Source organism: Cetobacterium sp. (assembly GCF_051658645.1).
GTDB lineage: Bacteria > Fusobacteriota > Fusobacteriia > Fusobacteriales > Fusobacteriaceae > Cetobacterium_A.
The window spans coordinates 22,358-36,644 of the sequence record NZ_JBOFMZ010000074.1 but is presented as its reverse complement, the minus strand read 5'-3'; the positions used below and the strand labels follow the sequence as shown (position 1 = coordinate 36,644).

At 27.4% G+C, this 14,287-nt stretch carries 14 protein-coding genes; 10 read left to right on the top strand and 4 right to left on the bottom strand.

Annotated features, from left to right (window positions below):
- Nucleotides 1-14: 14 nt before the first annotated feature.
- Nucleotides 15-1,292: a selenium cofactor biosynthesis protein YqeC gene (gene yqeC, locus ACRCZX_RS09635; RefSeq protein ID WP_438582711.1), complete on the top strand. Its 1,278-nt coding sequence runs from the start codon at nt 15-17 to the stop codon at nt 1,290-1,292.
- Nucleotides 1,289-1,855 (top strand): xanthine phosphoribosyltransferase, encoded by a 567-nt coding sequence (locus ACRCZX_RS09630; RefSeq protein WP_438582710.1) that lies wholly within the window; start codon nt 1,289-1,291, stop codon nt 1,853-1,855. Before yqeC ends, ACRCZX_RS09630 begins: the two co-directional genes overlap by 4 nt.
- Here the strand turns inward: ACRCZX_RS09630 and ACRCZX_RS09625 are convergent, their stop codons facing one another.
- Nucleotides 1,856-2,431, bottom strand: a complete 576-nt coding sequence (locus ACRCZX_RS09625) for a hypothetical protein (protein ID WP_438582709.1) — start codon at nt 2,429-2,431, stop codon at nt 1,856-1,858.
- On the bottom strand, nt 2,394-3,434 hold the full coding sequence (gene mnmH, locus ACRCZX_RS09620; protein WP_438582708.1) for a tRNA 2-selenouridine(34) synthase MnmH: 1,041 nt from the start codon (nt 3,432-3,434) through the stop codon (nt 2,394-2,396). The genes ACRCZX_RS09625 and mnmH overlap by 38 nt, the downstream gene beginning before the upstream one ends.
- A 134-nt stretch (nt 3,435-3,568) precedes the next feature.
- Between mnmH and recQ the strand changes: the two genes are divergently transcribed.
- The 8 genes from recQ to ACRCZX_RS09580 all read left to right on the top strand — a co-directional run bounded on the left by recQ (nt 3,569) and on the right by ACRCZX_RS09580 (nt 11,645).
- A complete protein-coding gene (gene recQ, locus ACRCZX_RS09615) occupies nt 3,569-5,488 on the top strand; it encodes a DNA helicase RecQ (protein ID WP_438582707.1) in 1,920 nt (639 codons plus the stop codon).
- Nucleotides 5,489-5,503: 15 nt separating this feature from the next.
- A complete protein-coding gene (locus ACRCZX_RS09610) occupies nt 5,504-6,670 on the top strand; it encodes an ABC transporter permease (protein WP_438582706.1) in 1,167 nt (388 codons plus the stop codon).
- Nucleotides 6,663-7,346 carry an ABC transporter ATP-binding protein gene (locus tag ACRCZX_RS09605; RefSeq protein ID WP_438582705.1) on the top strand — a complete coding sequence of 228 codons (684 nt, stop codon included), beginning with the start codon at nt 6,663-6,665 and terminating at the stop codon, nt 7,344-7,346. Before ACRCZX_RS09610 ends, ACRCZX_RS09605 begins: the two co-directional genes overlap by 8 nt.
- Nucleotides 7,347-7,392: 46 nt before the next feature.
- Entirely contained in the window at nt 7,393-7,953 is a 561-nt protein-coding gene (gene hpf, locus ACRCZX_RS09600; RefSeq protein WP_438582704.1) for a ribosome hibernation-promoting factor, HPF/YfiA family, read from the top strand.
- Between the two features lie 129 nt (nt 7,954-8,082).
- Nucleotides 8,083-9,201, top strand: coding sequence for an ABC transporter ATP-binding protein (locus tag ACRCZX_RS09595; RefSeq protein ID WP_438582703.1), 1,119 nt, complete (start codon nt 8,083-8,085; stop codon nt 9,199-9,201).
- A 1-nt stretch (nt 9,202) separates the two neighbouring features.
- On the top strand, nt 9,203-10,048 hold the full coding sequence (locus ACRCZX_RS09590; protein WP_438582702.1) for an ABC transporter permease: 846 nt from the start codon (nt 9,203-9,205) through the stop codon (nt 10,046-10,048).
- Nucleotides 10,041-10,814, top strand: a complete 774-nt coding sequence (locus tag ACRCZX_RS09585) for an ABC transporter permease (RefSeq protein WP_438582701.1) — start codon at nt 10,041-10,043, stop codon at nt 10,812-10,814. The genes ACRCZX_RS09590 and ACRCZX_RS09585 overlap by 8 nt, the downstream gene beginning before the upstream one ends.
- Before the next feature lie 45 nt (nt 10,815-10,859).
- Nucleotides 10,860-11,645, top strand: a complete 786-nt coding sequence (locus ACRCZX_RS09580) for a peptidylprolyl isomerase (RefSeq protein WP_438582700.1) — start codon at nt 10,860-10,862, stop codon at nt 11,643-11,645.
- Nucleotides 11,646-11,700: 55 nt separating this feature from the next.
- Here the strand turns inward: ACRCZX_RS09580 and ACRCZX_RS09575 are convergent, their stop codons facing one another.
- The gene (locus ACRCZX_RS09575; RefSeq protein WP_438582699.1) at nt 11,701-12,930 is read right to left on the bottom strand and encodes a peptidase U32 family protein; all 1,230 of its coding nucleotides are present in this window, start codon (nt 12,928-12,930) and stop codon (nt 11,701-11,703) included.
- Nucleotides 12,931-12,946: 16 nt separating this feature from the next.
- Entirely contained in the window at nt 12,947-14,287 is a 1,341-nt protein-coding gene (gene dnaB, locus ACRCZX_RS09570; RefSeq protein WP_438582698.1) for a replicative DNA helicase, read from the bottom strand.

Sequence of the window (14,287 nt, the reverse complement as noted above, 5' to 3'; positions counted from 1 at the left end):
TATTGGAGGTATTTATGGCAGAAATTTTTAATATAAAAAAAGGTGATATTATCTCTATTACTGGAGCTGGTGGAAAAACTTCCTTAATGTTTTTTTTAGCAAATCATTTAAAGAAAAAAGGAACTGTCTTAATAGCTACTACAACTAAAATCTTCAAACCTAATATTAAAGAAAATAATAGTTTTATTTTCATATATCCTGAGGAGATTTTGAATATATCTCCTCAGGATAATTTTATACATATTTTTTGTCCAAAAATTGAGCACAACAAGATTCTTAGTGCTAGTTTTGAAGATTTAAATTTATTGAAATGTTATTTTGACTATGTTTTAATTGAAGCTGATGGAAGCGCTAATAAGCCTTTGAAAGGATGGAGAGATGATGAACCAAGCATTCCTCCAATCACAACTAAAACTATTGCTGTAGTTGACATTACAGCCTTAAATAAAGAAAAAAATGAAAACTCAATACACAGATTGGAAATCTTTCAAAAACAATATTTTAATTCCAACAAAATTATTCAAAAAATTGATTATATAAATTATATTAATCACAATAGATTTTTTAAAACTACTCAAAGTGAAAAAATACTATTTTTTAATAAAATTGAATCTTTCCAACTTTTTAAAGATTTTTTTAATATTGTAAATAAAGTAGAATTCTTCAACAATATCTATTTCGGTTCTGTTTTTAATAGTAGTTTTATAAAATTTAAAAATGTGACTCCTATTGTCTTAGCTGCTGGATTTTCTAAAAGATTCTCAGGAGATAAATTAGAATTCAAAATAACTAAACAAAAAAGTATTCTTGAGGTAACTCTTAAAAATATTTCAAATATAAGTTTTAAAGAAAAAATACTAGTTGGAAAAAATTGTTTTCATAGTAATTTGTCTCATTCTTATAATTTTAAATTTATTTTTAATGATAAGCCTGAAATTGGACAAAGCTATTCTGTTGTTTTAGGCACTTTAAATGCTTCATTTAACGGTTATTTATTTATTCCAGGAGATATGCCTTTTTTAAAAGCAAATACAATTTTAAAAATCATATATAAATTTCAATATAATAATAATATTATAGCTCCTTTTGTCAATGGTGAAAAAAGAGCCCCTATACTTTTCCCAAACACTTATTTTAACGAATTAGTAACTTTAAAAGGTGATAACGGAGGAAAAGATATCCTTAAAAAAAATAGTTTTATAAAATATCGTTTTAAAAACTCAAATGAGTTTTTTGATATAGATACAAGAGATGATTTACATAAATTAAAAATATTGGAGGAACAAATATGAAATTATTAGAAGAATACATTGAAAAATACGGATCTGTAACTGATAGTTCTATCCTTAAAGTAGATAGCTTTATCAATCATCAAATCGATCCTATATTAATGATAGAGATTGGAGAAGAATTTAAAAAACGTTTTGAAGGTAAAAATATTAATAAAATTCTTACTATTGAAGCTTCTGGAATTGCTATTGCTATTGCTGCTGCATATGCTTTTAAAGTTCCTATGGTTTTTGCTAAAAAGAAAAAACCATCTACTATGGGAGAGGCATATAATGCAAACGTACATTCTTTTACTAAAAAAACAGATTATAATATTACGGTTTCTAAAGAATTTTTATCTCCTGAAGATAATATTCTTGTTGTAGATGATTTTTTAGCTATGGGAAATGCTATTATTGGTTTAAAAAGTATTGTTGAACAAGCTGGAGCTAACCTTGCAGGTGTTGGAATAGTTATTGAAAAAGGATTCCAGCCAGGTAGTAGTATATTAAAAAAGCAAGGAATCCATTTAGAGTCCCTTGCTATTATTGAATCTTTAGAAGATAATATTATCACTTTAAGATAATTATTTAATAAGAGCTGGTAGAAATCCTAATATTGTAAATATTACTATAATAATTAGGATTTTTTTTCTCTCTTTTTTTAAAATTTCATTTTTCTTTAAAATTTCTTTATTTTTATAATTTTTTTTCCAATTAAAGTAACCGAGTAAAGATGATAATAGGTATCCTATAATATAACAGATAACATCTGCTATATCAAACGTACCTACAAACGTACCATGACCTCCATAAAGGCTTTGAATAACTTCTGTTGCTATTATAGAAGAAAGTACTATATTGAATATGTTCTGAGCTCTTTTATAATAATATCTATTGTGTAAAATAGATACTCCCATCGAAAATATCCATAGTCCATCAGGTAACGAGTATATAACCCAATTTGGAATATGTTTTCTATATACCCAAACTATTTTTCTAACTTCAATTAGATATGGATCTAAATTTAACATCTCTATAAACTGATAATAAAATAATTTTCTACTTCTGAACAATAGATATATTAAAACTCCTAATCCAAATGATGATAATACAATTAAAACTTTATATAGTAACCTCTTTTCCAAAAATACCTTTTTCATTTAGATATCCCACCACTTTCTCTATACCTTCCTCTAAAGTTTCGTAGCTAATTTCTGAATCATAACTGTATTTATCAATACTTTTTTGATAAAGTGGATCATAATAATTTACCATTAATTCTTCTGATAGTTTATCTATTTCATTATTTTTTAAAAGCTGTGAATATTCTTCATAAATTTCTTTTGGCACATATCTTTTAACTTTATCTAAACATTGTTGTAGCTCTTCTGCTGTAGCTCCTGCATAGTCTTCATTTATAACACTTATTCTATTTTTTATTGTTGTTTCTAATCCAATATGAATCCCCTCTCCTAAAGATTTGAAAATATCTTCATGTACATAAACATTTCCTATTCTTTTACTTTCACTTTCAGCTATTACATAATCAGGTTTATTTTTATATAAAAAATCGAAAATTAAAGAATCAAATCTTTTTTGACTTTGCTCTCTAGATTCACAAACTCCACCAAAAAAAGAACCTTTATGATCTGCCATTTTCTCCAAATCTAAAACTGAATACCCTTTTTCTTCTAAAGCATTCAATATTTTTGTTTTTCCTATTCCTGTTTTACCATGAAGAATAAAATATTTTACATTCTTATTATAAGTAGGTGTACTTTGTAATATATACTGTCTATAAGCTCGATATCCTCCATCTAATTTCCAAGTTGTGTATCCCAAAGCACAAAAAAGTGCAGACATTGATCCACTTCTCATTCCACCACGAGCACAATAAAAAACAATTCTTCCTTTAGCACGTTTTTGAACCTCTCTAAAAATTTCTGGTAATCTTTTAGATATTGCTTCAATCCCTAACTCTTTTGCTTTTTCAGGAGAAACTTTTTTATATGCTGTTCCTACTTCTATTCTCTCATCATCTAAAAGCAAAGGAATATTTATTGCACCTGGAATTCCCTCTTCTTCAAACTCTTTTGGAGTTCTTACGTCTATTAAAGTGTAGTTTTTTTCTTTTAATAAATCTTCATACTTTACTATAATCATTTTTGCCTCCATTTTTTTATAATTACGTATATAATACTATGATTTTCAAGAAAAATGAATATTATTTATATAAAAAACTTCTTTAATATGATAAAATTTATAATAAGTTTAATTTTTAGTATAGAAAGGATATTATGAAAACTAAATCAAAAGAACTATTAAAAACTATTTATGGATATAACCATTTTAGAAAAGGTCAAGATATTATTCTTGATTATATTATTTCTAAAAATGATATTTTAGGAGTTCTTCCTACTGGTGGGGGTAAATCAATTTGCTATCAAATTCCAGCTCTTTTATATCCTAATTTAACTATTGTTGTATCTCCACTTATATCTCTTATGAAAGATCAAGTAGATTCTTTAAAATATGTTGGAGTTAGAGCAGGTTTTTTAAACTCAACATTGAATAGAGAAGAGTATTTAAATATTATTTCTAGAATTAAAAATAGAGATATGAAACTTCTTTATATTGCACCCGAAAGATTAAATAACGAAAACTTTATAAATTTTATTAAAGATATACCTATATCTATTCTTGCTATAGACGAAGCTCATTGCATTTCACAATGGGGACATGATTTCAGAAAAAGTTATTTAGATATACCTAGATTTTTGAACAAAATAAAACAAAGACCACAAATATTAGCACTTACAGCTACTGCTACAAGTAAAGTTAGAGAAGATATCGTTCAAAAACTTAATTTGTATAAACCTAAAATTTATGTAGATGGATTTGATCGTGAAAATATAACCTTTAAAGTTAAAAAAAATGTTCTTCCAGAAGCTTTTATATCAGAATATATAAAGAAGAACTCTAAAAAATCTGGAATAATTTATGCTTCTACTAGAAAAGAAGTTGATAACTTATATAGTTATCTTCTTTTAAAAAAAGCTAATGTAGGTAAATATCACGCTGGATTGGATGAAAAAGAACGTTCTGAATTTCAAGAAAAATTTTTAAATGACGATATAAAAATTATGATTGCAACAAATGCTTTTGGAATGGGTATTAATAAATCTAATGTTAGATATGTTATTCATAGAAATATCCCTAAAGACTTAGAAAGCTATTATCAAGAAGCTGGTCGTGCTGGTAGAGATGGTGCTGCTTCTGAAGCTATTTTATTATTTTTTGAAGAAGATGTTTCTACTCAAGATTTTTTGATTGAACAAAATAAAAACTCTTCACTAGATTTGAAAGCAACAAAAAAGAAAAAATTATCTAGGATGATTGAATACACTTCTTTAGAAGGATGCTACAGAGAATATATTTTAAAATATTTTGGAGATAAACGAATTAAAAATTATTGTGGTAACTGTGGTAACTGTAAAAATTTCAAAGATATTAAGTCTTTTACTCTTGATGCTCAAAAGGTTTTTTCATGTATTGGTCGAACAAAAGAGAGTGTTGGAATATCAACTTTAACAAATATACTTATAGGAAAAATTGACAGTAAAATTGAGCGAAAAGAATATTTCAAACTCTCTACTTTTAATATTATGTCTTCTTATAAAAGAGTAGAATTAGAAGAGTTTATTTATTACCTTATATCAGAAAATTATTTAGAACAAAGTGCTGGTAGTTTTCCTACTCTAAAACTAACTTCAAAAGCATTTGAAGTATTAAAAAATTTAAAAACAGTTTTTAGAAAAAGCAATGAATTCATCACTTTTGATTATTTTGAAGATCCTTTATTTGAAAAATTAAATGAATTAAGAAAAGATATTGCTCAAAAAGAAGAAGTTCCACCATATATTATCTTCTCTGATTTAACTCTTATAGAATTAGCTGAAACAAAACCTAAAAACCGTTGGGAGATGTTAAAAGTTAGAGGAATTGGTAATCAAAAATTTAAAAATTATGGGGATTTATTTTTAAAAACTATCAATGAACTTTCACCACAAGAAGTTGATATGTTAGATATTGATAATCTTATTGATGAAAAATATTTAAAAGATGAAAAATTGTTACACTTAAAAAAAGCTTTGAATATTAATATTACAACAAATGAACTAAAAGAGATTCTTATAAAAACTCTTTTTATAGACTAAATATGGGGTGATTAAATGTTATTTGAATTTTTTATAGCAAAAAAACATATTTTTGAACATAAAAAACAAAGTTTTATTGGTATTGTTGGTATTGCTATTGGAATTATTGTTTTAACTGTTTCTATTGGAATTTCTAATGGATTGAATAAAAATATGATTGAAAGTATTTTATCGTTATCTAGCCATATTACTGTAATAGGAAATGAAAATATTTCTGAATCTGAAAATTTGGAAAATGTTTTTAAAAAATATCCTGAAGTTAAAGGAGTAATTCCAAAAGTTTCTACCCAAGGTCTTATAAAATATAATGGTATTTTAGGAACTTATATTTCTGGTGTAAAATTAGATGGACTTGATTTAGAAAAAGCTATTCCTGCTTTAAATTTAGATTCTAAAATTAAAAGAGGAAAAGTTGATTTAAATAATATGAAAGGAGTTCTTATTGGTGAAGAACTTTTGAATAGACTTGCTGCTTCAATCGGAGATTCAATCACAATTATTTCAGCTAATAATAAAGAGCTTCAACTTCAAATTATGGCAACATTTCAGAGTGGATATTATGATTACGATCTTTCAATGATTCTCTTACCACTTAAAACTGCACAATATATAACTGAAAGAGATAATACTATAAGCTCTATTGATTTAGTTTTAAAAAATCCATATGATGCTGATAAAATTTCAAATAGAATTTATTCTGAAACTGGACTTTATAACAGAACATGGGGAAGTTTAAATCAAAATCTTTTAAAAGCTCTTACTCTTGAAAAAACTGTTATGATTATTGGATTTTCTTTAATTGTTATTATAGCTGGATTCGTTGTTTGGGTTATTTTAAACACAATGGTTAGAGAAAAAATAAGGTATATAGGAATAATGAGATCTATGGGAATATCTCATAGCTCTGTTGTAAAAATATTTTTAATTCAAGGAGTTCTTCTTGGTTTTGTTGGTATTATATTCGGAGTATTTATTTCTTTGTTTTTACTTTGGTATATAAAAACTTATTCTTTGCCTGGAATATCTTCTATTTACTATCTTACTAAGGTACCAATAGAGTTATCAATTAAAGAGATGTTAACTATCATTGGTGCTAATACTTTTTTAATTTTCTTATCAAGCATATTTCCAGCATATAGAGCTGGAAAACTAAAAATTGTGGAGGCTTTAAGACATGACTAATAAAATTATACTTGAATTAAAAAATATCTGTAAAAATTATTCAACTAAGAATGAAACTTTGGAAATCGTTAAAAATCTTGATTTGAAAATTGAAGAAGGGGATTTCATATCAATTCTTGGTCAATCTGGGTCTGGAAAAACTACCCTTTTAAATTTAATTGGACTTTTAGATTCACCTACATCTGGCGAAATATATATTGATGGCGAAAATATATCAGTAAATAGTTCTAATATTGATTTAATTAGAAATAAAACAATTGGATTTGTTTTCCAGTTTCATTATCTTTTACCTGAATTTACAGCTCTTGAAAATGTTATGATTCCAGCTTTAACACAAAATTTCTCTAAAAAAAATGAAATAGAAAAGAAAGCCTTAAAACTTCTTCAAGATGTTGGAGTTGATGAAAGAGCTCATCATAAACCGACTGAGCTTTCTGGGGGAGAAAAACAAAGAGTTGCTATTGCTAGAGCTTTAATTAATGATCCTAAAATACTCTTGCTTGATGAACCTACTGGAAATTTAGATAATGAAACAAGCGAAAAAATATTTAATATTTTTAAACAAATTAACAAAAAAAACCGTCAAACCATTATAACAGTAACACATTCAAGAGAACTTTCTGATATATCTAATAAAAAATTATTTTTAAAAAAAGGAATTCTTTCAGAACAGTAGTATAGATATACTAGAAAGTTACTAATATCCATAAGGGGTGGTTTGTATGAAAATAAACTATAATACTAACGGAGATTTTATCCTTACAGAGGCTATAAAAGGTCATTGTGAAAAGAACTTTGTTAAATTAAAAAAATTCTTTGATAATATTTTAACTGTTAATGTTACATTGTCAGCTACAAAATCTAAATCTGGACCTTTACAAAGGGTAGATGCTAGAGTTCATGTAAATGGTAGTGTTATTAAAGGGGTTTATACAGATGATGATCTTTACAACGCTATAGATCGTGTTACTGATATGTTAGCAAAACAAATCAAAAAACATAAAGAAAAGTTGAGAGATAACAATCATGGTGCTCATATGCTAGCTATTGATAAAAAAATAACTTTTGAACCTAATGAAAATTCTATTACTGTTGAATCTACAAAAAAAATTGAAAGTATCACAGTTAATCCAAGACCTATGGATGTTGAAGAGGCTATATTACAACTAGAAGCTTTAAATAAAGATTTCTATGTTTTTACTAATTCTGAATCAAATGATATGAATATTGTTTATAAAAAAAGAAGTGGAGATTATGGTCACATAGAACCTGCTCATTTCTAAAACATATTAGAATCCTAGTAAGGCTAGGGTTCTTTTTTTTATATAAAATAAACTGGTTTATTTTATTCGTTAAATATGGTAAAATATTGTTATTATGAACAAATTTATTATATATTTAGGAGGATAAAATTGAAAAAAACAGATATTAAAATTGTCGATATCAAGAAAAGTTTCGACGGAGTTGATGTTTTGAAAAATATTAACTTAGAGATTAAGGATGGAGAGTTTTTTTCTATTTTGGGTCCATCTGGATGTGGTAAGACTACTCTGTTAAGAATGATTGCAGGATTTATAGCTCCAGATAGCGGAGCAATCTATCTAGGAGATGAGAATATAGTTGATTTAGTGCCAAATAAAAGAAATGTAAATACAATTTTCCAAAAATACGCATTATTCCCTCATTTAACAGTTTATGAAAATGTTGCTTTCCCACTTAGATTAAAAAAACTTGATGAAAAAACAATTGATACTGAAGTAAAAAAATTCATTGAGCTTGTTGATTTGAAAGATCATATTTACAAAAAACCAAATCAACTTTCTGGTGGACAACAACAAAGAGTTTCTATCGCTAGAGCCCTTATTAACAAACCTGGGGTTTTACTACTTGACGAACCATTATCTGCATTAGACGCGAAATTAAGACAAAATCTTTTAATTGAATTAGACAACATTCATGACGAGGTTGGTATAACATTTATTTTTATTACCCATGATCAACAAGAAGCACTTTCTATTTCAGATAGAATTGCTGTTATGAATAAAGGAGAAGTTTTACAAGTTGGAACTCCTGCTGAAGTTTATGAAGCCCCTGCTGATACATTTGTAGCAGATTTTATAGGTGAAAACAATTTCTTTGACGGTTTAGTCACTGAGATTTTTGATGAAACTTATGGAAAAGTTATGAGTAATTTAGTTGGCGAACTTATTTTTGAACTTGATAAAAAAGTTAAAGTTGGAGATAAAATTAGAGTTTCAATTAGACCTGAAAAAATTAGAGTTTCCAAGCAAATTCCAACTGGACTTTCAAACAAGCACAACACTTTAAAAGTTTATGTTGATGAACTTATATACTCTGGATTCCAAAGTAAGTATTTCGTATGGGTTAACGGAGACAAAAATATATTATTTAAAGCTTTTAAACAACATGCTGTTTATTTCGATGAAGAAGACAATGATACAATACACTGGAATGAAGATGCTTATATATCATGGCATGCTGATGATAGCTTCTTAGTTGAGGTGATATAAATTGAAAAAGATTTCTTCAGGTAATTTATATAGTATTCCATTAACTCTATGGATGTCTATTTTCTTTGTTATTCCTATGCTTATTGTTTTAAGTTATGCTTTTTTAACAAAAGGTACTTATGGTGGTGTTCAAATGATCTTCACTTTAAAAAACTTTAGTATCTTTTTAGAACCTGTATTTTTAAAAATATTATTTAGAACGACTTATATATCAGCTATAGTAACTTTTTTTACAGTTTTATTAGCTATTCCAACAGCATATTTTATAGCTAGATCTAAATTTAAACAACAACTCTTAATTTTGATAATTATTCCATTTTGGACTAATTTTTTAATTAGAATATATGCTTGGATCTCTATTTTAGGTTCTAATGGATTTTTAAATACTTTTTTAATAAAATTTGGCATTATTGATAAACCATTAAGCCTTTTATATAATACTGGTTCTGTAATTTTAATAACAGTTTATACAAGTTTACCATTTGCTATATTACCTTTATACTCTATTATTGAAAAATTTGATTTTTCACTTGTTGAAGCTGCTAGAGATTTAGGAGCATCTAATGGACAAGCTTTTGTAAAGGTTTTTTTACCTAATATAAAATCAGGAATTGTTACAGCTATTCTTTTTACATTTATTCCTTCTATGGGATCTTATGCTATACCTAAACTTGTTGGTGGAACTAAAGCTACTATGCTTGGAAATGTTATAGCACAGCATCTTATTGTTACTAGAAATTGGCCTTTGGCTTCGGCTATATCCGCTGTACTCATTTTAGTTACATCTATTGCTCTTTTAATTTTTATGAGAGTAGAAAAAAAATCTAAGGGGGCTGAAAATGAATAAAAGAAGAACATCTTTATTTATTTTTATTTTATCAATGGTATTCTTTTACTTGCCTCTATTAATTCTTGTTATATATTCTTTTAACGAGGGTAGATCAAGTTCGTGGCAAGGATTTTCTTTGAAGTGGTATAAAGAATTATTTTTATATTCTGATAATATTTGGAAAGCTTTTAAATATAGCTTAATTATTGGTCTTGTTTCTAGTGCTATTTCTACTTTAATTGGAACTCTTGGAGCTATTGGTTTACACTGGTATAATTTTAAACATAAAGATTATTTAAAAATAGTGACTTTTTTACCGTTAGTTATTCCCGATATAATTTTAGGTGTTTCTCTTTTAATTATGTTTGCAACAATTAAACTAGAACTTGGTCTTACTAGTATTTTTATAGCTCATACAACATTTAATATTCCTTTTGTTTTATTCATTGTTTTATCTAGATTGGGTGAGTTTGATTACTCGATTGTTGAAGCTTCTTACGATTTAGGAGCAAATGAATTTCAAACTTTAAAAAAGGTTATACTTCCTATGTTAACTCCAGCTATAATTTCAGGATTTTTAATATCATTAACTTTATCTCTTGATGATTTTGTTACAACCTTCTTTGTTGCTGGACCTGGTTCTTCAACTTTACCATTAAGAATATACTCTATGATTAGATTGGGAGTTTCTCCTGTTGTTAATGCATTATCTGTTTTACTAATTGTTTTATCTATTGCTTTAACTCTTTCTACAAAAAGTTTACAAAAGTACTTTGTAAAATAAGAGTTTATATAGTATAATACTATCAGTAAATACAGGAGGGTACATATGAAAAAAATCATTAAATTACTATCTCTAGTGATATTATTAGCTGTTATGACAGCTTGTTCATCTACTAGTAAGTCTCAAGCAGTAAAATATAACGATATCAGAGCTACTTTTGTTACAAGTCAAGGTGATATTAGTTTCTATTTATATCCTGAAGCATCACCAGTAACTGTGGCTAATTTTATAAATTTAGCTAAAAGAGGATTCTATGATAACACTAAAATACATAGAGCCGTTGAGAACTTTGTTGTTCAAGGTGGAGATCCTACTGGCAGAGGAGATGGAGGTCCTGGTTACTCTATTCCAGATGAATTCTCTAAATGGTTGGATTTCTATCAACCTGGAATATTAGCTATGGCTAATACTGGACCTGAAACAGGTGGTTCGCAATTCTTCTTTACACTTTATCCTGCTGATTGGTTAAATAATAAACACACTATATTTGGGGAATTTATAGAAGAAAAAGATTTTAATAATATTAAAAAATTAGAGGTTGGAGATGTTATTAAAGAGATTAAATTTACAGGTGATGTAGACTTATTTTTATCTCTAAATAAGTCTGGAATAGAAGAGTGGAATGCTATATTAGATGAAAAGTTCCCAAACTTAAAAAAATATCCCATAAAAGATAAAAATGAGTTTAGTGGAGATGTTCAAGCTTATTATGATGAATTAAAAGGTATCTATACTAAAAAAGATGCAAAAGCTCAAAATGAAAAAGAATGGTTAATTCCTAGATTCATTAGAGCAACTGAAAATAAAATTAAAGAAACTAAGAATAACTAATAAAATTTAATAAAAAAGGTACTTTTTTCAAATAAATGAAGAAAGTACCTTTTTTTTATTCTTGAACCACTTTAACTTTTCTTATCATATCCATTGCTTCAAAGCCACCTTTTAAAATAACTTTTACAAATGAATTTGGATTTGCTGCTTCAACTATCTCTTCTCCAGCCTTTGTTATTAAAGTCATTTTAGGCATCTCTATAACTCTTGGTTTTCCCGAAGTTGTTATAATTTCTAATGATTCTCCTGCTAAAACTCTATTTCTAATACCTAAAAGATATTCATTTTCACCTAGTTTTTCTTCAATTTTTGCAACTAATTGATGAGTTTGACTATATGAATTTCTATCATTATAGTTATTTGCTTCTTCTCCTGGTTGTCCATTATAAAATCCTTGAGTGTATGATCTATTTGATGTAGACTGTATCTCTTCCATCCATGTTGGATCATACTCATAATTTCCTGAATAATATTTATTTACTGCTTCTTTATATACCTTTACAGCATTAGAAACATAATAGATACCTTTCATTCTTCCTTCAATTTTTAATGAATCTACACCTAAAGCAAGAATTTTATCTATAATCTCTATTGTACATAAATCTTTTGAATTGAAAATATATGTTCCTCTTTCATCTTCATAAACTGGCATATACTCATTTGGTCTAGTTTCTTCAACTAAGTTATACTTCCATCTGCATGATTGTGCACAATCTCCTCTATTAGCATCTCTACCTGTCATATAGTTACTTAATAAGCATCTACCTGATATAGACATACACATAGCTCCATGCACAAATACCTCTAATTCAATATCTGGTACTTTAGATCTAATTTCAGCTATATTATCCAAAGATATTTCTCTTGCTAAAACTACTCTTTTTGCTCCTAAATCTTTCCACATTTTTACAGAACGCCAGTTTGTATTACTTGCTTGAGTACTTACACTAATATTCAAATTAGTATTTTCTTTTACAACTTGAAATACTCCTAAATCTGCAACAATAACCCCATCTACACCAATTTTTTCTAAAAACATTACATAATCTGGTAATGTTTCTAACTCACTATTATGTGGTATTATATTTAATGCAACATATACTCTTTTTTCCATTGAATGTGCATATTCAACAGCTTCTTTTAACTCATCGTCATTAAAATTATGACTTCCAGCTCTCAGGTTAAACATCTTTCCACCTAAGAAAACTGCATCTGCTCCATAATGGAAAGCCATTTTCATTTTTTCCATATTTCCTGCTGGAGCTAATAATTCTGCTCTTTTCATATTTTTTCACCCTTCTTTAATCAATCTTAGTTGTAAAATCTCCAAACTTTGTAATTTCGTGGAAGAACTTTAAATTTAAAGTTCCAACTGGTCCATTTCTTTGTTTACCTATGATAACTTCTGTTATTCCTTTTTGTTCTGAATCATCATTATAATAATCATCTCTATATAAAAATACAACCATATCAGCATCCTGCTCTATAGCTCCAGATTCTCTTAAATCTGAAAGCATTGGTCTTCTATCGGCTCTTTGTTCTGGAGCACGAGAAAGTTGTGATAACGCTATTATAGGTATATCTAACTCTCTTGCTATACCTTTTAGAGATCTAGATATATCAGAAATTTCTTGTTGTCTATTATCTGATTTTCCACTTGTTCCTTTTATTAATTGTAAATAGTCAATTACAATCATATCTAACTTTCCTGCTGATTTTAGTCTTCTAGCTATAGATCTAATCTCTAAAACATTTACATTTGGAACATCTGCTATATTTATTTCGACATTTGCTAATCTACCACTTGCTATTCCTAATTTTCCCCAATCATCTTCACTTAGGAATCCATTTCTTATCTTTTGTAATCCTATACCAGCTTCCATAGCTAAAAGTCTTTGTAATAACTGTGAACTTGACATCTCCAAACTAAATACCAAAACTCCTTTTCCACCTTTCATAGCTGCGTTTAATGCTAAGTTTAATGCAAAAGCTGTTTTTCCCATTGAAGGTCTTGCTGCTAAAATTACCAAGTCTGAAGGATGAAATCCACTCGTCATTTCATCAAAATGTTTAAATCCTGTTGAAATTCCTGTTGAAATTCCTTTGTTTTGAAGAAGATGCTCTAATCTTCCAAACTCATTTGTTACGACTTCTTTTAAACTAATTATATCTTTTGATTCTTTACTTTCAGAAACCTTAAATATCATACTCTCTGCTTTATCTAAAATTGTATCTACATCTTCATAACCTTCATATGTCATCTCTACTATTTTAGTTCCTATATCTCCAAGTTTTCTTAGTGTAGATTTTTCTTTTATAATTTTTGCATATGTTAAAATATTTGCAGCCGTTGGTACTTCCTCTATAATTTCATAAAAAATAGCTTCTCCACCAATGGCATCGAATTTATCTTTTCTTTTTAGTCTATCCATTACAATTATAGGATCTATTGATTCACTTGAATTATATACCTCTTGCATTACTTCAAAAATTATTTTATGAGCCATTTTATAAAAATCACTTGAAGTAATAATCTCTATTACCTCACTGAATATATCAGGCTTTAAAAAAATACCACCTAAAACTGATCTCTCAGCTTCTAAACTACTTGGAATTTTTCTAAGTTTTTCTATATCTTCCAT